Here is a 21,372-nt window from a genome sequence, read left to right as displayed (position 1 = left end):
AAATGGCATTTAGATTTATAACATTTGACAATACAGAAGATTATTTAACAGACCGCGACCAAGCAATATACTATGATTTTTTGTTAAGAAACCAAACAATCCCCTACTATGCTAATAAAGAATTAAGCAATAAAAACGCTATAAACTTATTAGGCAATAGCGATAATTATAACGAAGAAATGTTAAAACTATGTGATAACAATTCAACTGGTTTTTTATTTTACGGATTTGGCGAACAAGAAAACTTATAAGCAGAATTCAAATATGAAGACAACGGAATTCAAGTAAAAATAAAAACAAAAAAAGGAAACAAAGAAATACCATTTTTTTATTTAAGCATTTGCGGAAGAATGATTAAAGTAGAAAACAATACCACAAACGATATCAACGACTTAATACCGTATGCAAAAAACCAAGCAGAAACAACAACAACAATATTTTTAACAATTAAAATAGATATGTCAAAAGCACCATTAGTATATCCAATCCCCGATATAGACAACCCAGATGAAAACTACCAATATATTAATAAAAATTTTATTGAAAGTTTAGAAGAAAACAAACCATGAAAAAATATTAAAAGTGCCATGACTTGAACCGATAATTCAAAAACAATAGCAACCGCCATAATCGATAACATTAATCAAGTAAATGATTTTAAATACCGAGCAATTTATCAAAATAAATGTGCTAGCGAATATTTTGTATGAACAGACAAAGGAAGATTAATCCAAGATAACTTAAACACAAGACATAAAGACGGAATTTATGAATTCCCTATTCTTAGTTTTAATTTACCCCTAAAAGGCGAAAAAATAAAATCCTTTAATTGAGAATATACCGCACGAGCTCCCATTCGTTATCAATCAATCAAAGACCCCAACAATTTTATTAATTTTTGCGAATATGCCGGAGAAAAAAAGGAAGAATTCAATAGAAAATGAACCAAAGAAATGGAAAAAATGGATCAAAAAATAGCACAACTAGACAAAAGAATTATAGAAATGCCCTACAAAATAGAAAGCAGCGCCAAATATGTCAAAAGCAGATTAAAAGAAATGACACCAGACGAACAACCTTTTAATCAAGTTGATAATAAGTATTATTATGTAGTGTGACAAGGCAATAAAAATCTTGAATGAAAAATTTGTAAATTTAAAAATACTGAAAAAATAAGATTAAAAGGGGGGCAAATTAGTTCTTGATTATTATGGCAGAGTTGATGATCCTAATAAAATAAATTTAGTTTTTGATGCTAAAATTATTAATTTAAGAGCAAACGATCAAATTTGAACAGATAATAGCATTAATTTTAAAGCAGTTTACCGTTGAAATGGTGGCGAAGAATGATCACCGATATTAAAATATGATGGTGGGATGATTAAATTTTGAGTATGAAAAGATTTTAAAACATGAGATAAAGCACAGCGTGGTATTGTGACAACGGCCGCTATTGGTTTAATAGCATTTGGAAGTTGAAAACCATTAATTTGATAATAAGGAGAATAAAAAATGAGTGAAACTATTTTAGAAATTATTGTTTTGGTTATATCACTTTTTACTGGTGGGACAACTGGCATAACAGCAACTATTTTGAGTAAAAAACAACAAAAAATTAGAGATCAAAATAAAGAATTAAAAGAAAAAATAAAAGATATTAAAATTGAAATTAATAATATTAATACAAAATTAGATGTTATTACAATCATAAATAACAAACTTGCTAATAACAATAAAATAAATATCAGACAAAAAAACAAGGATGGTAATAAAAATGAAAAAGAAAAAGACTAAGTTATTTTTTCTACGATTAGCATATTGAATAGTTCACGGTTTAACATTGGGATTGCCAATTTTATTCACTGAAATTAATAAACTAATGCTAAAATTAAAAGAAAAAATTAATAATGAATCTATTTTGTTAGATAAAAATAAAGAAGACAATATCAACAAAATAATTAAAAAAGATGATGAAAAAGAAAATTAAATAAATTAAAAAAAGCAATTTTTACTAAATTGTTTTTTTATTCACCATTAACTTTTACATTACCATTATTATCAACAATTAAATCAGGTAATTTTTGTTCTTCACCGTTTCAACGATAAACTGCTTTAAAATTAATGCTATTATCTGTTCAAATTTGATCGTTTGCTCTTAAATTAATAATTTTAGCATCAAAAACTAAATTTATTTTATTAGGATCATCAACTCTGCCATAATAATCAAGAACTAATTTGTTCCCCCCTTTTAATCTTATTTTTTCAGTATTTTTAAATTTACAAATTTTTCATTCAAGATTTTTATTGCCTTGTCACACTACATAATAATACTTATTATCAACTTGATTAAATGGTTTTTCTTGTGGACAAATTCATTCTAAGTTTTCTTTTATTTCTTTGCAATTTGTACATATTTGGTTTTCTTGTTTTAGTTGTTGTAATTCATCTTCGTTATATTGTGGTATATTATTACAAGCAACTAAACTTGTTGTGCTTGTTCCTAATAATGTAATTGCTCCTAAAAAACTTAATCTTTTTTTCATAAAAAGTCAGTCCTTTCTTAATATTTTATTTATATAAAAATTATATAATGAATATAAATATATACAAAGAATAATGATAAAAATTTATTTTTTTGATAATATGTTATCAAAAGAAAAAAAGAAAAAGTGGAGGAAAAAGTGGAAAAAGAATCTAAAATTGAATTTGAAACTGAATTTGAAAAAATTGCAGCAGAAATAAGATCTTCTTTTGAATATTTTTTAAAATATAATCCAAAAAGTGAAGAACAAATAAAAAAAGAAAATTAATTTTTTAAAGAAATATTTTGAGAAAAATATAATAAACATGTTAACGATGAAAAATGTCAATTTACTGGTGCAAGAGGATTGTGTTATAGAAAAGCAAAAAAAGATATGAATGTATTGTATGTAATAGTCCATGTTGCTACATTTGTTATAAAAATTATTACAATTGTAAAAAATGCCTTTTTTGTTTTAGTGATGATGATTCTGATTTTAAATATTATTTAAAAATTTAATTTTAACGAAAATTATTATAAGCAAGGTTAAAAAATCTTGTTTTTTTTATTTTAAATTAAGATATAATATTTTTGCTATCAAAAAAGTATCAAAATTGTATTAAATAATATTAAAAAAATTAAATATTGGAAAAACAAGTTAAAAATAACTTGCTTTTTTAGGTGTTTATTTTAATGTGTGTGATGATTTATTTTTAAATCAAGAAAGGAAACAACTTTAAAATGAATATTAATAATATTATTAATGGGGAAAACTTTTTTAATAAAACATATGAAGATTTGAATAGATATGCTGTTGGAGAAATTGCATATAGGTTAGAAAATATAGATGATTTTATTTTTCAAAATTATAAAAATGATGATAAATTTAAACATTATCGAGTAAAAGAAATAAGAACAAAAACATTAATTACTTTAAAAGGTAAAATAACATTTCGCAGACGACGATATTATAAAATTAATCCAATAACAGAGAAAGAAGAATATATTTTTATTTTAGATAAATTTTTAGGAATTAAAAAATGACAAAGACTGGGGAATGACGTCAAAGAAAGAATTTTATTGTTTTTAAGTGATGATAAAAAATACCGTGATATTTTAGATGCCTTAGAACAAGCAAAAATTAGTTTAATGACAATTTCAAATACAATAAAAAACACAACAACAAACGACAAATATTATATTAATAATACCAATATCAAAATAAATGTTCCACATACTTTATATATTCAAGTGGATGGAACTTTTCTTAAAATAGAATACGATAGAAAAAGGGTTAAAAAACACACCTTATTATCTACTGTTCATACTGGTTATGATCAAGAAAAATCAACCGAAAAAAGACATGTAATTGCAAATAAGTTAGGTGTTTACGAAATAGATAATATTCCAATTTATATTTCTAAAAAAACAAAATTAACCCGTTTTGTTGTTAAATTAATACTTTTGATAATAAGTAATTATAATATTCAAGATGATACTGAAATTATGATTTTAGGTGATGGAGCAAATTGAATTAAAGGGGTTAAAAAAGATATTGCAAATCGTTTTCCTAATAACAAAGTTCATTATACAATAGACAAATTTCATTTAGTAAAAAGATTTAAGGATTTATTACCCCACCGAAGAATAATTAAAGAAAATAAAGAAACTTTTAAACAAGTTGTTGATTATTTTTATAATGGAAAATATTATGAATTATTACAATGTTTAAAAGAAAGTAAGTCATTTATTCCTAGTTCTAAAAAGTTTTTAAGAGAAACAATTAACTTAATTAAAAATAACGAAGAGGGTATTAAAAATCAAACATTATGAAATAATATTGGGTGTCATATGGAGGGCGATGTTTCCCATTATGGTAAGGGCGCATTTTCTAAAAAAGGAATTTATAGCGAAAAAACTGTTAGAAATAAATTGAATACTAGTATGCTAAAATTAAGAAATAATATTAAGGATTTTAAACAACCAGAAAAACCACCAGAAAATAATAGTATTTTATATAATAATTTTAATAAAACCGAACAACAAAACTTACATCTTTATTAATTTTATTTTTAAATTAAATAATTTTAATAAAAATGCATTTTTTGTTGTGATTAAATTTAAAAAAATATAAAAATTTGTTGACAATAAAATTAAATATGGTATCTTTAAATTAAGTAGATGGATTATTTATTCCATAATTTCTTAAAATATATTAAATACCCTTAAATAATTTATACAGTCGTTAATTTTTTTTGGCGGACCAGCGTAATTAATTTGATAATCTTTTAATTCTTTCCGTGTATACAAAGTTAAGTTTGGTTCTTTTCTTTTACTAGAAATAAATGTTTGATCATTTCTTTCTGATACCAAATTAGATTGTTTTTTTACCGTTTTCAAATTAGAAACGTTAGTATTATTCTTTTCATAATCATTACCATATTTTAACTTTTTTAAATTAGGACGCTTTTTAGGATCAACAGTTGAAATATATTCATTGTTAATTTTTCGCTTTTGTTCAGTTAATGATTTATTATTATTTTTGACAACTGTTATTTTAGTTGGCACACTATTTTGACTAGCTCAATTCAAGAGTGGTTGTTCTTGCTTGCTACTGATTATATTTTCTGTCTAATAATATCAGTATCTAAATAAAGATCAGTTTTAAAAATTGGTTTTCGTTTTGGTTCTTCTTTTATAAAATTACGAATATATTTGCCACCAATTTGTTTATTAGTTTTTCCTAAACTACGGGATAATGATTCTTTGACCATTTGATCACGTTTTTTAATAACATGTTCCGGATTAATCTCAATCGTTGTTTCATCTTTCTCTTTTTTGTGTGTTATTTGATGCATATACTGTTTTCACTCTGAAGGATGTAAATTCCGGCGTGATAATAATTCTAATTGATTTTTGCTTAAATTCATTTGGTCTTTAATTTCATCTAATGACCGTGGTTTAAGATCCCGTGATAAAGAATAATCTTCTTCTGGATAATAATAGCCCCTTCGCGTGCTCGGTTCAGATATGGATGGACATCATACTTAGTATTATCTCGACGTGATAACAACTGTAATTGATTTTTATTTAATCCTCAATTATTTGCATGTTCCTTAGCTTGTACATTAAATCCTTTTTGATTCAATAGTTTCTTCGTTTAAACTATTATTTTTTGAACCTTGCGTTTGACTTTGAAATCGGCCATAATGTTCGTTCCGTTGTCGAATTAATCGCTGTTGATTTGGATTTAACTTACTAATAATATTTTCATATTTTTCTGATGAAGAAGACACTTTCACAGGATTTATATTTTCATCTAATGCTAGTTTTTCATTCTTAACAACTTGTGCTCAGTTGTCAAATTTGCTAAGACAGATTCATTATTATTTAAAAAAGTTTGACGTGGTTCCTTTAACTCTGATTCAATTGTTGCTTGTGATGCTTGATAACCACGGACAACTCGCGATGGAAATAAATCTTCAACTCGCGATAATTTTCGTTTTGCCAATAATTTTAACTGACTAGGATTTAATCCCATAGTTTTCTTGTTACTGCTTGCATTTTTTGTCAATTCTTTTTTAAATAATGATGACTTCTTACCTGGGATTTTTTTAAATTGTGCATTTTCTCCTAATAATAATTTAACAAATTTTTCATATTCTTTTTCATAACGTTGATTTCAATCAATTGAACTATTTGAATTTAAATTTTGATATTCTTCCATTAACTTTAAATATGGTTCTGATTTTTTTTCAAGACTTAGTTAGCATTTTAACAAGCATTGTTTCATTAACATTTATTTTTAAATTATTATTAACTTCTTGTAATTGTTTTGTTTCATTTAATTTCTTACTAGCCATCATTTTACCTCAAATTTTAAATTATAATCGTCAATAAATTCTTTCTTTAAAATTATATTATTTTTTTTTTTTTTTGTTTTTGATATTAATACTTGTATAATTAAGCATTAAAAAGATAAAAGCAGAGAGCTCTTTTATTTTTGATGTAAATATGTTTCTAAAATTAATTGTGCGGCTAAACTATCTTTTTTTTGTTTTCGTTTCTGGCGGGAAAGATTTGCTTCTAACATTATTTGATGAGCTTGATGTGTTGTTAATCGTTCATCAACCAAGTGAATTGTTATCGTTGGATCTAATAATTGTTTTAATAAATTAACAAAATCACTAACCATTAAAGCACGGGGTCCAATTGTATTATTCATATTTTTTGGATAGCCAACAATAATATCACTAAATTGTTCAGTTGTAATTAACCCCGCCAAATATTGTGCTGCTTGTAAAAAATCATTTTCTGGAAAGCGATAAACACCATAACCAGTTGCAATCAAACCCTGGCTTGTCGCTAAGCCTAGTGTTTTACTACCAACATCAACTGCTAAATAATACTTAGCCATGATGTTTTAAAAATTCCAGAGGGTTAGTTAATAATTTAACAAGAACAGTCTTATCTTTATTGTTAAAACCACTTTGAGCAACACTGTTATTGCCGCCACCTTTACCATTCAGTAGTGGATTTAATTGTTGAATAATTTTACCAGCTTGATAACGATCATGTAAATCGTCACTAACACCAACAATTAATGTCGCTTGCGTTTCATCACTAACATCAACTAAGAAAATTAGTAAGTTTCTATATCGAGCTTTATAATCATCAATTAACACTTTTAAAGCATTAATATCAACTTTTGTTGTAAATTGATGAGTTAAAAAATTAATTCCATTTTTATCTTGTGGTAAAAAGGTGTTATATTGTTTCACAAATTGTTGAATTAAAATATTATCATATTGTTTTTGTCAACGTTTAAAATCTTCTTTAAATTGTGCTACTAATTCTTTTAACTGTTTTCAATTTGGTTTTGAAACAGTTAGATTACTAATTTGTTCTCAGGTTTGATCTAAACTTTGATCAAGTAATGCAGCCTTGCCTTGATTATATTTATCAAAATAATTAATTGCCTCAGTTTTTTCTTTTAAAAATTGCTCATTTAAATAACTAGCAATTGTTTTATTTGAAGTAATCGCATGAATTCGAAATGTTCCAGCTCCTTTTGATTCAAGACCAGTTACTAGTAAGTCTTCAACATCTTGTGAATTAGCAACATGGGTTCCTCCACAAAGTTCACAAGAATAAGTGCCAAATTTAACAATTCGAACTTCAGCATCATATTTTTCTGTAAAAAAAGCTAGCGCATGATGAACATCTAATGCTGTTTGCATATCAGTATAAATTATTTCGCAAGGGATTGCTGTCTTAATTGCCTTTGCAACAGAACCTTCCACAGCTGTAATTTCTGCTGGTGTAATTGCTTGATTATGAGTAATATCAATACGTAAACGTTCAGCATCGTTATAAGAACCAGTTTGCATAACATGGTTTCCCAACACTTCTCGTAAAGCAGCATGAATTAAATGTGTCCCTGAATGATTTTTCCGAGTATAAAAACGACGATCACTATCAATTGAAGCATTGACCAAATCACCAATCGCAAGTGTCCCTTCAACTTTAACAAAATGTAAATGTTGTTTATTTGGTCCTTGTTGCACATCTAGAACATAAGCTGTCGTGTTATCTTTTAAAATTAAACCGTGATCAGCTGCTTGCCCACCTTTTTCAGCATAAAATGGCGTTTCTTTTAAAATTATATATCCTGTTGTATTAGTTAATTTTGTGACTGGCTTATCATCAGCAAACATAAAGACAATTTCTGTATTATTAACTTGTTCATATTCATAACCAACAAATTGACTAGCAACATCCAATTTTGTAAAAAGTTCGCTTTGTAAATGAATTGCTTTAATATCTTTTCGATTAGTACGTGAAATTGTTTTTGCATTTTCTAATAATTCATCAAAACCAGCACGATCAACATTAATTCCTACTTCATGTGCTTCTTCTTCAATTAATTCAATTGGAAAACCATAACTTTCAAATAAACGAAAAGCATGTTCTTTTGAAATCGTTCCATATTTTGTTTTAACTTCATTGAAAAGTTTACTTCCCTGTTCTAATGTTTTTAAAAATTTTTTTTCTTCATCTAACACAGCTTGTTCAACAATTGGTTGTTTTTCAACTAAATAAGAATAATATTCTTGCATAATTTTAACTACTGTTCCCACTAATTTGAATAAAAATGGTTCTGTTAAATCAATTTTTTTCCCGTATAAACTAGCACGACGAATTAAACGTCGAATAACATAACCACGATCTTTATTCCCGGGAAAAGCTCCATCAACAATTGCAAAAGTAACTGCCCGAATATGATCAGCAATCACTTTAAATGCAGTATTAATTTTTAATTGTTCTGAATTATTGCTAAACAATGCCGTTTCATCATAATGATATTTTACATTTACTAATTTTTCAACAGCTTTAATAATTGGCATAAATAAATCAGTTTCAAAATTAGTTGGTGTTTCTTGAATAATTGAAGCAATTCGCTCTAATCCAGCACCAGTATCAATGTTTTTTCGTGGTAAGTCAGTATATGTACCATTGCCATTATTATTATACTGTGAAAAAACAATATTTCAAACTTCCAAATAACGGTCATTTTCTAAATCATCTTGTAATAACTTTAAACCTATCTGCTCAGGATCATATTTTTCCCCACGGTCATAAAAAATTTCGGTATTAGGTCCACATGGCCCTGCTCCAATTTCTCAAAAATTAGTATCTTTATCACCTTTAATAATTCGTTCATCACTTAAACCAATTACATTGCGTCAAATTTCATAAGCTTCTTGGTCATCTTTATAAATTGTGACATATAATTTGGCAGGATCAAATCCAATTCATTTTTTATCAGTTAAAAATTCTCAAGCATACATAATTGCTTCTTTTTTAAAGTAATCACCAATTGAAAAATTACCAAGCATTTCAAATAAAGTATGATGACGTGCTGTATAACCAACATTTTCAATATCATTAGTTCGAATTGATTTTTGTGAATTTGTTAAGCGTGGTGATGGTGGCGTTTTTCGCCCATCAAAATATGGTTTTAATGTTGCCACTCCAGAATTAATTCATAATAATGACGGATCATCAACGGGAATCAATGATACTGAAGGTAATTCATAATGATCCTTACTACGAAAAAAATCTAACCACATTTTGCGAATTGCATTTGCTGTAAATTTTGTCATTTTAATATTCCCTTCTCTTTCATAATTAATTAATAGGATTATAGCATACCAAATGAAAAAAACTTTTTTATTTCAAAGAAGTTCTTACCAAAAACCTATTTTCGATATCCTCGAACCAATAAATAAAACGAAACTAACAAAATATTAACAAAAAAGAAAGTCGTAATTACAGGCACAACGGCTGGATATTGAAAATATTGTCTAAATATTGTTCACATTAAAGTTTGTCAAAGTAAACCAATTACCAACCATGTTAGCATTTGAACAAACATTAATAAATTATATGAAAATTCTTGTAAACGTGCTAAACAAAATAACATAAAATAAAGTGGAATAAAACTAATTATCATTAATACTATTGCAACTAGTAAAATAATTCAGTTAGCTGTCACATATCCGGTTGTTGATGTGAAAGCAGGGAAAATCATAATAACAATAAAACCAATCATTAATAAAATCATGCCAATATTGCTTCCTAAGCGTTGGCAAAGTTCACGGCGCGAAGAAATATTAATGTATCCTAATCATTGCATAAAAGTAGTCACAAACCCACCACGATGACCTGCTGATGATGGTAATAATAATTCAATTGCAATACGAATTGATAATCCAATCACAACACTAGCAACAGCAAGAGGCATCATAAAAATAATTAATACGGCTCCTGCTTGCATAATCATTGGTGCTTGAGCAAAAAACGCTCCTAAGCCATCTTGATTAATTATTAAACCGAAAATCGAAAAAACATTTGGTTGATATTGTCCATTGTTTATTCAAGTTACCAATCCTTGACCATTAGTTAAATTATATCAGCAAATTTTTTCACGCAGGACAAAAGCGAAACCATCAGCAATGGCAATGAAAAATAATCCTAAAAATAAAGATAGATACAAGGTCAAACTACCAATTCTTGTCATTCATTTCCCAACTAATAAACGAACATTTCATTTTCAATGTGCCGCTGTTATATTTGTTAATAAAACAATTACAAAAATTGCTGTTCCAACTGCAATTAATGTAAAAATAGGAACAAAAATATATAAATCAATTACTCAAAATTTAAAAAGCGCAAATCCATTTAAACTAAAAATTGCTTGAAAAGAACCATATGATAATAAAAAATTTAAAATATTATAAGCACTATCTCCCTGTAAAGTTTCTAATGGATTAGGGTTTAATCCTTTAACACTTAATGAATTAATAATTTCTTGTTTTAATGCTGTTACTTGTTGATTTAATGTTGGAACAACTGCCCCAGCAATAATAATTACAATCACTGCTAAAAATCATATAGTACTAAATTTTAGTCAAGACTTTAATGTCATAGTCTCCTCCACGTTTCTAAATAATTATAAATACATTATACCAAAAAAACAAGGAAGATGATATTTTTTATTTGTTCTGAAGGGATTAAGACATTACATCATAACTCGTTCTACCACTTTAATGTCCGGAATTGTCAATAATGATGACCGAATTTGTTGCAAGCGATCAGCATTACTAACCTTAATAATTGTTTTAATTGTTAAATTCATTAAATCACCAGAAACATTGGCGCTCATCATTTGAACCGATGCATTTAAATGACTTAATACTTTTGTTACATCAACTAGCAAGGCTGGTCGGTCAATTGCCTCAATCCGAATGGCACAATCATATTGCTTATTTTTACAAACTGCTTCATTTCAACTAACTTCAACTTGTCGGTCTTGCTTATCACCACTTTGAATATTACGACATGTTTTTAAATGAACTTTAATTCCTTCGGCTTTAGAAACATAACCGGTAATGTCTTCATATGGAATTGGCAAACAACATTGGGAAATAACAACTTTGATATTTGAAATTCCTTGGACAATAATATCATCTTTTAATTGTGCTTTTTTATATTGTTTATCTTGTAATTTTTTTAAAATTTTTTCATTTTGACTTGTTTCATGATCTAAATAAACTAAATTAATTGCTTCTTCTAAAGTATATTCATCATTAGCAACATCTAACAAAAAATCTTCAATATTATTAAAATTAATCGCATGCAATCGTTCTAATTGTGTTTCTGAATTAACTAACTTTCATTTTAAATCTTTTTTTGCAATATATTCTTCAATTTGTGACTTAGTTTGTTTAATTTTTTCTAAATTAACTGATTTTGCATCACTAGTCACTTCAACTAATTCTTTTTTCAAATATTTCTTAATTTTTTGTAAAGCAGATGATGTTTTTGCCACAACTAGTCATGAGTGATTTGGCTTTTGGGTTGCTGCTGTTTTAATATCAACCACATCACCTGATTTTAAAACAGTTGAAATTGGTGAAAATAAACCATTAATTTTTGCCCCAATTGTTTTTTCACCAATTTCAGAATGAATTTTATAAGCAAAGTCAAGAACAGTCGAACCAAAAGGTAATGTTACAACCTTCCCATTTGGCGTTAAAACATAAATTAAAGAAGAAAAAATATCATTTTGAATAATTTGTTCCATTAAATGATCCGGTTTATAAACTTCTTGTTGAATTTCATCTCGTTCTTGTACTGAAATATTTTCTAAATCTAAAATACGTTTAAAAATATCTAACCGCTCATCAATATCTTTTTGTTTTTTCGCAATATCATAATTTTCGCCCTCTTTATAACGTCAATGAGCAGCCACCCCTTGTTCTGCTAATTCATCCATTTCTTCAGTTCGAATTTGAACTTCAAAAATAAGACCATCATCAGCCACAATTGTCGTATGTAAAGATTGATATAAATTATGTTTTGGTGTAGCAATATAATCTTTAAAACGATTATTTAATGGAGTATAATGCTGATGGACAAAACCTAATACCTTGTAACAATCATCAACACTATTTGTAATAATGCGGACAGCTAAAATATCATGAATATCATCAAAGTTTTTCCCAAACTGATTCATTTTACGATAAATTGAATAAATTGATTTACTCCGTCCATACACTTTTACTGACATCTTTTTTTCAGTAATTAAAATTTTTTTTAATTCTTCAATTTTTTGATTAATAGTATTTTCTCGTTCTTTATTACTTGATTCTAATAATGAAACAATTTTATTATATTGCACGGGGTTAATAATTTTAAAACTAATATCTTCAATTTCTTGTTTAACAGCTTTCATTCCTAAACGATGAGCAATTGCTGAATAAATTTCTAAACTTTCTAGCGCAATAATTTGTTGACGTTCTGGTTTTAAATAACCAATTGTTTTTAAATTATGTAAACGATCAGCTAATTTGACAATAATTACCCGAATATCTTTCGCCATTGATAAATATAACTTTCGTAAGTATTGTGCTTTTATTTGTGTCCGATTTTCTTTCGCAAAATAACTAACTTTGGTTACCCCTTCAACTAAATTAGCAATTTCAATCCCAAACAATTCTTGCAATTCTTCAAATGTGGCTGGAGTATCCTCTAAAACATCATGTAATAACCCAGCAATTAAAGTTTTTGGTCCCATTCGTCACTGTGCCAAAAAAAAGGTTGTTCATAATGGATGAATAATATACGCTGCGCCGCTATTGCGAACTTGCCCATGGTGTTTTTCTTCAGCATACTCGTATGCTTTTTGAATTTCTTTTAATGTTGCTTCATCTTTAATATACAACTTAATTTGGGCTAAGACTTCTTCGTATTTAATATCTCGATCCATTATAAACAACCCCTTTTTCTTATAATGATTATAATTATATCGCGTTTAGAATTAATATTCAATCAGGGTTTTAATTGGATATGAATCTAAATCTTTTTTACCATTTAAATATGTTAAATCAATCACAAATGCCAATCCAGCAACTGTTGCTTGCTCTTGGTTAACTAATTGACACATTGCCCGAGCTGTTCCTCCCGATGCTAAAACATCATCAACAATTAACACACGATCACTTGGCTGTAAATCTCCAGCATGAATTTCTAATTGATTTTCCGCATATTCGTAACTATACTTTACATTAATAACTGGTCGTGGTAATTTTCCTACTTTTCGCACAGGAATAAATCGTAAATTGGTAGAATAACTAACAGCTGGCCCAAACAAAAAGCCACGTGCTTCAGGAGCAATAATTACGGTTGCTTTTTGGGCAACAGCATAAGCTGCTAATTGATTAATCACTGTTGTAAAAGCTAAGGCATTATTTAACAACGGAGTAATATCACGAAAAATAACACCTCTCTCTGGATAATTAGGAATATCAACAATAAATTTTTTTAGATCCATTTTTAAAAATCCCTTTCTTGATTAATTAATCATTAATCCCAACAACAACTTGTTCGTCAACTTCAACACGTTGTGAATCTAAGTAATTTTTAACACGGATTTTATTTAAGGCACGATATTTTTCTAATGCTACTCAAATTGGGATTGCAACAAATAATGTCACAAACATACCAATAATTAAACCAATTAAAATAACAACATTAAAGCCAAATCATGTTCCTGAAAAAGCTGCCAAAGTAATTAATAAAATTGTAAACATAATTCCTAATGTTAAACAATGTTGTAACATTTGTTTAATCGTAACATTAGCAACTTTTTGTAAAAAGTTATGTTCATAATTATAAACTCGAAACTCTTTTCGAATTTCTCGAATTATTTTATGATTTTTACTTTTAATATCTTTTGCTGCTAATTGTACCCGATGTAATTGTTCCCGGTATTGTTTTTTCAGCGCTTTTAATTTTAAATCTGGATTTTTTATTGCTAATTTTTTTAATTCCTCTTGATAATAAACCTTATGTGCACGACGTAAACGTTTAATTTGAGCACGATGTTCTGACATATAGGCAAAGAATGTTTCATACTCACGGATATTAATTGTTTTTTTATTTTGTTTTGCTCGCACCATCACCATTGTTTCAAAGGCAATTGCAAAACCAAAAATTGTTAAGAAAGCAATTGACATTTCAAAGGTAATTAACAACTGCGTAATAATTGCAATAGCAATAGTAACAACCAACGTAAAGATCGCAGCTAACACCATTCCAACAAACTGTCCTCAATCTAATCGGAATAATGTATAAACAAAAATACATGCTAAAGCAATTGCAAGGCTAATGGCCGCAATTTTTAAGATATAGCCTTCCATAACTGGGTCAGTTTGTTGTAATGATAATGATGCATCACTAGGGCTAGCACCATAGAATGAAGCAATGCTTGATAACAAATCACGTTCAAAAGTTCCCTTGGTAATATTCGTACTAACAACTAAAATACGATTACTGTTTCCACTATCTTGTCGTTTAATAACATAAATATTGAAACTAAAATTATGATGTGTTATTTGTTGATACTCTTCAATTTGATTTTTTAACTTGGCAATTGCAACTTCATCTGGAACTTGCTTAGACCCATCTGTTCCTCATAAATCTTCATTAATTGTAATATTAATTCCCGGTTTAATTGAATTAGCAATATTTGCTTTTCCAGCAAAACCGATTGCTAAAGCAATTATTAATAAAATTATTCCTACAATTGGGGTTCATTTTGTAATATTATAAAAGGTTCATTTTCCATGTTTTATTTGTTTAGGTTTTTTATTTTCTGCTTGGGTTGAAGCAGCTAATTCTGTTTCACCATTAGCAGTAACGTTTAATTCGGTCTTAGGTGGAGGATCAGTCGCTGAAGAATCCACCTTCTTAACATCCATAGCTAGGGTTCTTGATTGTTTTTTAACCAATCAAGTTCATAATGAAAATCGTGAAACATCTAATCAATGATATTTTTCTTGTCAATGTAACTTAATGACAATTCAATACATTAACCGCGCTACGGCAAAAACCATAATAATTGCAATAATTAAACCAACTAATAAAATTGTGGCAAATGATTTAATATTATTAGTTCCTGTTCAAAATAGTGATAACCCTAATATGATTAAAACAACTAAAGCATCCACAAAAACAGCAATTGTTTGTTTATTGGCAATCTTCATTGCTGGCTCAAATGGGATATTATTTTCATACCGCTCACGTTTGTACCGTGAAAAGAAAAGCAAGTTTCCTTCTAACGATAATCCAAAAGCAATAATTAATGCTGCAATACTTTCTGGTGAAATTTCAACCTTTAATAAAGATGAAAAATACAAGGTTGAAATAATTGTAAACAATAAGGTTAATATGGCAATTAAACCAAATAAACGATAATAAACTAATAATACAATAAAAATGGCTAAAACTAGAACACCTAAAATAATCATTGAGATTTTAAACACATTTGCTGAAACAACAGGTGGGATTTCACGATAACCACGAATAGTAAATTCTAAACCACTTAATCCCCCATTAATCAAGTTACTAATTTGACGAGCTTCAGTCTCTGTTGATGTTGTAATTTGATTTGAATTTTCGACAGCACCAGTTCCAATTTTAATTGAATTTCAATTAATAACATATTTTTTATATGCTTCTGTCAAAGCACTATTATATTCAATAATTGTTTGTAAATATGGTCGTAATGGATCAATATACGCATTTGTTGTTGCAGCTTTATCGTTTGGATCAATTAATAAGCGATTTGTCGGCAATGTTGTAAACCGAAAACGACTATCTTCCATTCATTCTTTAACTTGCGAAATTGGATACCTTAATGCTAAGTCTAACAAATTCCCAGGTTGAATTTGTGCTGTACCATTGTCATAATATTCCATATCAAAAATATGATAAATATTTGTTCAATCAGTTGAAGAAACTTTACTACGAATATCAACACTAAACAAAGTTGCAATTGCTTGCAGATTATCAGTATCATGTCGTAAATCATCAATCATTTGACCAATATCAGTTCAAATATATAGTGGTTGTGCTTGCCTTCCACCTTCTGATGGCTTTAGACTATTAATAATGCTATCTCACTTTTGTTGATTTTTAATTTCTAATGTAATAATTGGTCGACGTGCTTGGTCAACTCCTGTTACTGAACCAGAAATAACATCGCTTAATGGTGTTCGTTCTTTTGTGCCATTATTATCACTAATTAATAAATCTTTTCCCTTACTATCAGTTAAGTAAAGTGCTCCTAATCGTTGAATTGTTTTACTTAATTCACTATAAGATTTAAACATATCTTTTCCAACAATTACATCAACCGAATTACGCCCTAATGTTTGTAAATATAAATTTTGGTTTGATAAAGGATCTAATTTATTTCGTAATAATTCTAAACCTTTTTTGCTATCTCCATTTGGGGTATCAGGTGAATAATTAGGGTCTCTTTTGTCAAAAACATCAATTTGAGCTTGGTATCCTCCTGAATAAACAATTCCTGTTCGATATGAATAACGAAAACTATCCGCGGAAAAAAACGCACCAACAATCATAGCAATAATCAAAACAATTAATGTTCCTATTCGAATAATTAACCGACTTATTGCTTTTTTATTTTTTGGCTCTTTAATTATTTTAACTTGTTCTTTCTTTCCCACGCTTGACACCACTATTCTACTTTTCAACTTTTCTTTATATATTGTACACTATTTATTATCTAATATTACTATTATTTAATAAACATATCTTTAAAATCATCTAATGATAAATCTGGATCAGTAATTTTTTGATTATTCATATATTCAATTATCCGGTTAAGTTTAATATTAAAAATATAATAAGCAGCATCACTAACATCAATAATTTTTTTATCAACTAAAATTATTTTTAATAAATAATTAATAACATCCTGTTCAGTAATATTCCGATTTAATAACTTTAAATCAACTGTTTTTAAACTAATCATTTTTAAAACATAATTAGCAATTTGCTGTTGTTCTTTTTGATAATTTTGCATTAGATTTACACCTTACCTTAGTTCTAACTATTATTATAACTAAGTTATTTAAAAAATTAAGCAATTTATGTTAAATTTTTTAAAAATTGAATTGCTTTAGACGTCAACATCCGCCCTCGTGGAGTTTTCAATAAATAACCTTTTTTTAATAAAAATGGTCCCAAATTATTAGTAATTGTTAAAAGAGGTTCGTTTAAAATTTGACCTAATGTCCCTAAACTAAATGGTTTTTGTTGAAAAAGATGATATATACTTTTCCTAAAATTAAGTTTAAACAATTATCTTCTAGAACTGGATATAAAGCTTCACTCACTTCTTGACTAATTGCATGAATTTCATCAATAAAAACTAAATCAAAAGTTTTAATTTGCATTAAACAAGTTTTCCCCATTCCACTGCAGCCAATAAAGAGCATATGTTTTAAAGGTAATTGTTGTTTTTGACTAGCTGCTATCATAATTTTTAAATTTATTTTAATGCTTTCTTGACCAATATATTTTTCAAAATTATCGGCGCGAAAATTAAGTGACTGCATTTTTCCTTATTGCTGTTAAAACTATTTTTAAATATTGGTCAAGTTGCGTTGGTGGTTGCTTAATTGCATTAATTGTTTGATAAATAGTTGTTAAAGAATAACCTAATGTTTTGCAACAATTAATAACTTTGTTTTGTAAATTATTATATTTTTTTGTGAAATAAATTTTTTGTAATGCATTAAATAAAATTCGACCACTATGAACTTTTAATCCCCATAATTGCTCAATTTTATGCAAATTATTTTGTTGCACTAAAGTTAACAAATCTTCTACACTAATTTGTTGTAATAATTTAACAGCAGTTTTAACTCCAATTGTTGGTATTGCTAATAAATCACAAAAAATTTTTTTGTTGCTAAATCTAAAAAACCATAACTATTTAAAATAATCTTATACTATTAAAAAAGTATATAATTTAATCTGCTTAAATTTGCATTAATATCCTGAACTGTTCCACAAATTGAAGCATACATCTTACCTTCCTCCTATCTTAAATTAACTTGCAAATTGCAGTAAATCCTTTTTAAAAATAAAAAAACTCATAAATAATAATGAGTTTAAAAATTAAGTGTTGTTATACTGTTCATTTTACTTTTAAAGAAAATTGGGTTGTTCCTTTATAAAGGCTTGATTTATCCGCTAAAATAACTAATTGTAGATTAGAGGTTTCACCTGGTGTTTTATTAACACTACCATTGATTCTTAAAATTAAATTTCTATCAGTGTTAACCGCTTCTAACAAGGCTAATTGATTTGGTGATAACTTACCTTGAATTGCTGAATTTGCTAAAACAGCTTCTAAAATATCATTTGGGATATCACTTTTAATATCAACAGAATTATCTGTTAAATTTGTTACCAAATTAATAATATTAATTCGTTTTGATTTCGCTTGTATTGCAATATTAGTAATACCATAAAAATTAGTTGCCTTATCTGCATTAATAATAATTGTAGCTGCATATATATGCTATTTTATCTTCGTGAAAATTTTCACTACTAAAAGTTAAAGTAGTACCTGGATCTTTAATTGTTTCTAATAGTTGCGGCTCTAATTTACCCTCATTTTTGGAACCAACTTCTAATGTTAATAATGCACTATATAAATCCAATCAATTATTCGCATCTTCAATTTCAATAACTTGTTTACCTAAATCTCCACCTGGTAAAGTAATGTTAGTGCCTTCACTAACACCCCCTCCTCCGCTTTCATCATGTACAGTGTTTGAAAAGTAACGATATAATTGTCAACCACCAATTCCAAAACAAACAATTGACACTACTAAAATAACAACTAAACTTCAAATTTTTAATTGCATTTTGCGGTTAATAGTATGTAAAACTTTACGCATTGACGTCATAGAATTTTGTTCCATTTTTTGAGTTAAAGCAATAGTTTCATCTTCAATTAACGGTGATGTTGCCACTAATTCACTTGGTAAATCAATAGGTTTTTCTTTAGTATCATTATTATCTTTACTTTCATCATTAACTGATATTTCTTTTTTACTTGGTAAATCAAATTCCAATTTACTTGTTGACTCATGAACTGATTCTAATACTTCATTTTCTTTTTGCTGAACCACTGGAACTCTTTCGATCGGTTTATTAACTGGTAACGAACGACAATGAGTTGGGATTTTATCAATTGTTTCTTGCGATAATTGAATTGTTTGGTTAACAACAGGAACTTTTGGATTACCTGATGCATCTAAAAAATTAGTTTTTCAAAAAAAGGTATACTTATTATCCTTACAATTAATTAATGCAATTGGCATTATTCTTGCATCATCTTTAAGAGTAGATATCGGATTAATTTCACAAACAAAAAGAAGTAAATTATTAACATCTTTTGTGCGGTCATTGCGAATTGCTAAAATAATTTTTTTAAAGGTTTTTTTACAAGTATCACACATTTCTTCATATATAGCACGCATATCATTTTGCATTCTTTATACTTCCTTTAGCCCAATCATATTGTATTATGTTATAAATTATCTATTATATCACATTTTTAAACATTCTTTATTTGTTATCTTAGAAAAGTGAAATAAGGAGAGTGTTTTTTTACTAAGGTCTCATTATTTTAAAGTTCCTAAAAAGCTAATGATTAGACTATGTATAATTCTTTAAATATTTAAATAACTTTAAACTCTATTTTTCGTAATAAAAATCATCTACCGTTATTGTCATAACGACTATTCTCTTTATTAACTTGGGGACTAGTAATTCAGAAACTATATGCTAAACCATAATAACCAAAGTTCCAAATATTCGTACTTAACTCTTTAATATTTTTTATTTCTAATATCAAAGATTTTTGATTTTTAATCCAATTAGCATTGTAACCTATGGAACCATAAACCTTATAAACATATTAAGGTATTGGATTTTGTAATGACCTTTGATAACGATTAAAAAGAAAGTCAAATATCATTATTAAATCAGTAATTTTCTTTTTTATCATATGACAATAGGGTATTAAATACGTCTTGGTCTATCTTAAAAACAAGATTACCATTATTATATGTTTCTAATTGATAATAATAATGTCAAAAAATAGTATCAAGAAAATTAACAAAATAGTTTTCAACTTTATCTTGAATATTATTTAAAACTTCGGAATCATTTGTTGTAGTTATTAAAACTTGAATGTTATATCCTGCGATGGCATTCCTTTAAAGTGCACTTCATAAGGAATATTAACCTGGACTGTAATTCCTAATACTGCTTGGGGAGTATCTTGTACTAACTTTGCTATCTTATTAAAATTAATATTATATAAATCAAATGAAATGTCATTTTCTCCTAAAAATAATGGCATTGTATCAAGATAATAATTTGAATATCGATTTTGTAAATGTTGATTCAAATTATTAAACTCTGCTTTAAAACCAACAAGCAACTGATGTAAAAAACGATATTTACTAATTGCTGTGCTTGTTAAAGTTAATGAACCATCATTTTTTGTTTTCAACTGTGCGACTAGTTCTTCAAATAATGATATTTGATCTGGATAATCCTTAATAATGTCAATCATTGTTTTTGTTTGCCATCATGATGACAAAGTTTGCTTTGCTTCCTTTTTTATTTGATTTAAAATTTCAAGATCTTGATTGCGATCTAACTCATCGTTGTCATCACGCTCATGTTTTGCTCGCACTGTACAACTAACAACACCTAAGCTACTACCAAAACCTAAAACAAAAACACTAAAAAGTGTTAATAACCGTTTCATCTAATTGCCACCTTCCTTTTGTAAGGCACTTTTAATTATACTTATTAAAAAAAGTACCTCTGTACCTTTAACAAATTATTTGCTATATAAAAATATTTTTAAAAATTATTATATTTTT

26 protein-coding genes are annotated in these 21,372 nt (G+C 27.4%); 6 read left to right on the top strand and 20 right to left on the bottom strand.

Translation table 4 applies throughout. The features are described 5' to 3' along the window. Positions 1-2 precede the first annotated feature (2 nt). The 4 genes from SCITRI_RS03805 to SCITRI_RS03790 all read left to right on the top strand — a co-directional run bounded on the left by SCITRI_RS03805 (position 3) and on the right by SCITRI_RS03790 (position 1,987). Positions 3-251, top strand: a complete 249-nt coding sequence (locus SCITRI_RS03805; protein ID WP_071937294.1) for a hypothetical protein — start codon at positions 3-5, stop codon at positions 249-251. 99 nt (positions 252-350) lie between these two features. Then, complete coding sequence (locus tag SCITRI_RS03800) at positions 351-1,232, top strand: hypothetical protein (protein WP_071937293.1); 882 nt, start codon at positions 351-353, stop codon at positions 1,230-1,232. A 280-nt stretch (positions 1,233-1,512) separates the two neighbouring features. Further along, entirely contained in the window at positions 1,513-1,794 is a 282-nt protein-coding gene (locus tag SCITRI_RS03795) for a hypothetical protein (protein ID WP_071937292.1), read from the top strand. After that, a complete protein-coding gene (locus tag SCITRI_RS03790; RefSeq protein WP_071937291.1) occupies positions 1,775-1,987 on the top strand; it encodes a hypothetical protein in 213 nt (70 codons plus the stop codon). Before SCITRI_RS03795 ends, SCITRI_RS03790 begins: the two co-directional genes overlap by 20 nt. Positions 1,988-2,024: 37 nt before the next feature. Here SCITRI_RS03790 and SCITRI_RS03785 read toward each other — a convergent pair whose 3' ends face one another. Beyond that, the gene (locus tag SCITRI_RS03785) at positions 2,025-2,543 is read right to left on the bottom strand and encodes a lipoprotein (RefSeq protein ID WP_071937290.1); all 519 of its coding nucleotides are present in this window, start codon (positions 2,541-2,543) and stop codon (positions 2,025-2,027) included. 126 nt (positions 2,544-2,669) lie between these two features. Between SCITRI_RS03785 and SCITRI_RS10530 the strand changes: the two genes are divergently transcribed. Next, on the top strand, positions 2,670-2,810 hold the full coding sequence (locus tag SCITRI_RS10530; RefSeq protein ID WP_164028148.1) for a hypothetical protein: 141 nt from the start codon (positions 2,670-2,672) through the stop codon (positions 2,808-2,810). Between the two features lie 452 nt (positions 2,811-3,262). Further along, on the top strand, positions 3,263-4,585 hold the full coding sequence (locus SCITRI_RS03780; RefSeq protein ID WP_071937289.1) for an Mbov_0401 family ICE element transposase-like protein: 1,323 nt from the start codon (positions 3,263-3,265) through the stop codon (positions 4,583-4,585). 141 nt (positions 4,586-4,726) lie between these two features. On the opposite strand, the gene SCITRI_RS03775 is transcribed toward SCITRI_RS03780, so the two are convergent. The 19 genes from SCITRI_RS03775 to SCITRI_RS11350 form a co-directional block, all read right to left on the bottom strand. Next, entirely contained in the window at positions 4,727-5,113 is a 387-nt protein-coding gene (locus SCITRI_RS03775; protein WP_071937288.1) for a hypothetical protein, read from the bottom strand. 26 nt (positions 5,114-5,139) lie between these two features. Continuing rightward, positions 5,140-5,451: a hypothetical protein gene (locus SCITRI_RS03770; RefSeq protein ID WP_071937287.1), complete on the bottom strand. Its 312-nt coding sequence runs from the start codon at positions 5,449-5,451 to the stop codon at positions 5,140-5,142. A 198-nt stretch (positions 5,452-5,649) separates the two neighbouring features. Then, positions 5,650-5,823: a hypothetical protein gene (locus SCITRI_RS09915; protein ID WP_155522090.1), complete on the bottom strand. Its 174-nt coding sequence runs from the start codon at positions 5,821-5,823 to the stop codon at positions 5,650-5,652. Positions 5,824-5,846: 23 nt separating this feature from the next. Continuing rightward, a complete protein-coding gene (locus SCITRI_RS03760) occupies positions 5,847-6,248 on the bottom strand; it encodes a hypothetical protein (protein WP_071937285.1) in 402 nt (133 codons plus the stop codon). Further along, complete coding sequence (locus tag SCITRI_RS09910) at positions 6,217-6,384, bottom strand: hypothetical protein (protein WP_157092853.1); 168 nt, start codon at positions 6,382-6,384, stop codon at positions 6,217-6,219. The genes SCITRI_RS03760 and SCITRI_RS09910 overlap by 32 nt, the downstream gene beginning before the upstream one ends. Positions 6,385-6,518: 134 nt before the next feature. Then, on the bottom strand, positions 6,519-6,938 hold the full coding sequence (ruvX, locus tag SCITRI_RS03755; protein ID WP_071937284.1) for a Holliday junction resolvase RuvX: 420 nt from the start codon (positions 6,936-6,938) through the stop codon (positions 6,519-6,521). After that, the gene (alaS, locus tag SCITRI_RS03750) at positions 6,931-9,687 is read right to left on the bottom strand and encodes an alanine--tRNA ligase (protein ID WP_071937283.1); all 2,757 of its coding nucleotides are present in this window, start codon (positions 9,685-9,687) and stop codon (positions 6,931-6,933) included. The genes ruvX and alaS overlap by 8 nt, the downstream gene beginning before the upstream one ends. A 95-nt stretch (positions 9,688-9,782) precedes the next feature. Continuing rightward, on the bottom strand, positions 9,783-11,012 hold the full coding sequence (gene scm1, locus SCITRI_RS03745; protein ID WP_071937282.1) for a motility-associated protein Scm1: 1,230 nt from the start codon (positions 11,010-11,012) through the stop codon (positions 9,783-9,785). Between the two features lie 93 nt (positions 11,013-11,105). Continuing rightward, positions 11,106-13,355 (bottom strand): RelA/SpoT family protein, encoded by a 2,250-nt coding sequence (locus SCITRI_RS03740; RefSeq protein WP_071937281.1) that lies wholly within the window; start codon positions 13,353-13,355, stop codon positions 11,106-11,108. A 51-nt stretch (positions 13,356-13,406) separates the two neighbouring features. Next, complete coding sequence (locus tag SCITRI_RS03735; protein WP_071937280.1) at positions 13,407-13,919, bottom strand: adenine phosphoribosyltransferase; 513 nt, start codon at positions 13,917-13,919, stop codon at positions 13,407-13,409. A 25-nt stretch (positions 13,920-13,944) separates the two neighbouring features. After that, positions 13,945-17,121, bottom strand: coding sequence for a protein translocase SecDF, variant type (locus SCITRI_RS03730; RefSeq protein ID WP_237238105.1), 3,177 nt, complete (start codon positions 17,119-17,121; stop codon positions 13,945-13,947). 71 nt (positions 17,122-17,192) lie between these two features. Further along, a complete protein-coding gene (locus tag SCITRI_RS03725) occupies positions 17,193-17,480 on the bottom strand; it encodes a hypothetical protein (RefSeq protein WP_071937278.1) in 288 nt (95 codons plus the stop codon). A gap of 65 nt (positions 17,481-17,545) precedes the next feature. After that, on the bottom strand, positions 17,546-17,758 hold the full coding sequence (locus SCITRI_RS11360; protein WP_071937277.1) for a Holliday junction DNA helicase RuvB C-terminal domain-containing protein: 213 nt from the start codon (positions 17,756-17,758) through the stop codon (positions 17,546-17,548). After that, the gene (locus SCITRI_RS03715) at positions 17,695-18,015 is read right to left on the bottom strand and encodes a hypothetical protein (protein ID WP_071937276.1); all 321 of its coding nucleotides are present in this window, start codon (positions 18,013-18,015) and stop codon (positions 17,695-17,697) included. Before SCITRI_RS03715 ends, SCITRI_RS11360 begins: the two co-directional genes overlap by 64 nt. Next, positions 18,002-18,268 (bottom strand): hypothetical protein, encoded by a 267-nt coding sequence (locus tag SCITRI_RS03710; RefSeq protein WP_071937275.1) that lies wholly within the window; start codon positions 18,266-18,268, stop codon positions 18,002-18,004. Before SCITRI_RS03710 ends, SCITRI_RS03715 begins: the two co-directional genes overlap by 14 nt. A 322-nt stretch (positions 18,269-18,590) precedes the next feature. After that, positions 18,591-18,878, bottom strand: a complete 288-nt coding sequence (locus SCITRI_RS03705) for a hypothetical protein (protein ID WP_071937274.1) — start codon at positions 18,876-18,878, stop codon at positions 18,591-18,593. Positions 18,879-18,957: 79 nt separating this feature from the next. Continuing rightward, positions 18,958-19,965, bottom strand: a complete 1,008-nt coding sequence (locus SCITRI_RS03700) for a hypothetical protein (RefSeq protein ID WP_071937273.1) — start codon at positions 19,963-19,965, stop codon at positions 18,958-18,960. Between the two features lie 188 nt (positions 19,966-20,153). Next, positions 20,154-20,330: a hypothetical protein gene (locus SCITRI_RS11355; protein WP_237238102.1), complete on the bottom strand. Its 177-nt coding sequence runs from the start codon at positions 20,328-20,330 to the stop codon at positions 20,154-20,156. A gap of 327 nt (positions 20,331-20,657) precedes the next feature. Then, positions 20,658-21,254: a hypothetical protein gene (locus SCITRI_RS11350; RefSeq protein WP_237238100.1), complete on the bottom strand. Its 597-nt coding sequence runs from the start codon at positions 21,252-21,254 to the stop codon at positions 20,658-20,660. Positions 21,255-21,372: the final 118 nt, after the last annotated feature.

This window comes from Spiroplasma citri (assembly GCF_001886855.1).
GTDB classification, from domain to species: domain Bacteria; phylum Bacillota_I; class Bacilli_A; order Mycoplasmatales; family Mycoplasmataceae; genus Spiroplasma; species Spiroplasma citri.
This window is presented reverse-complemented; position numbering and strand designations above follow the sequence as displayed.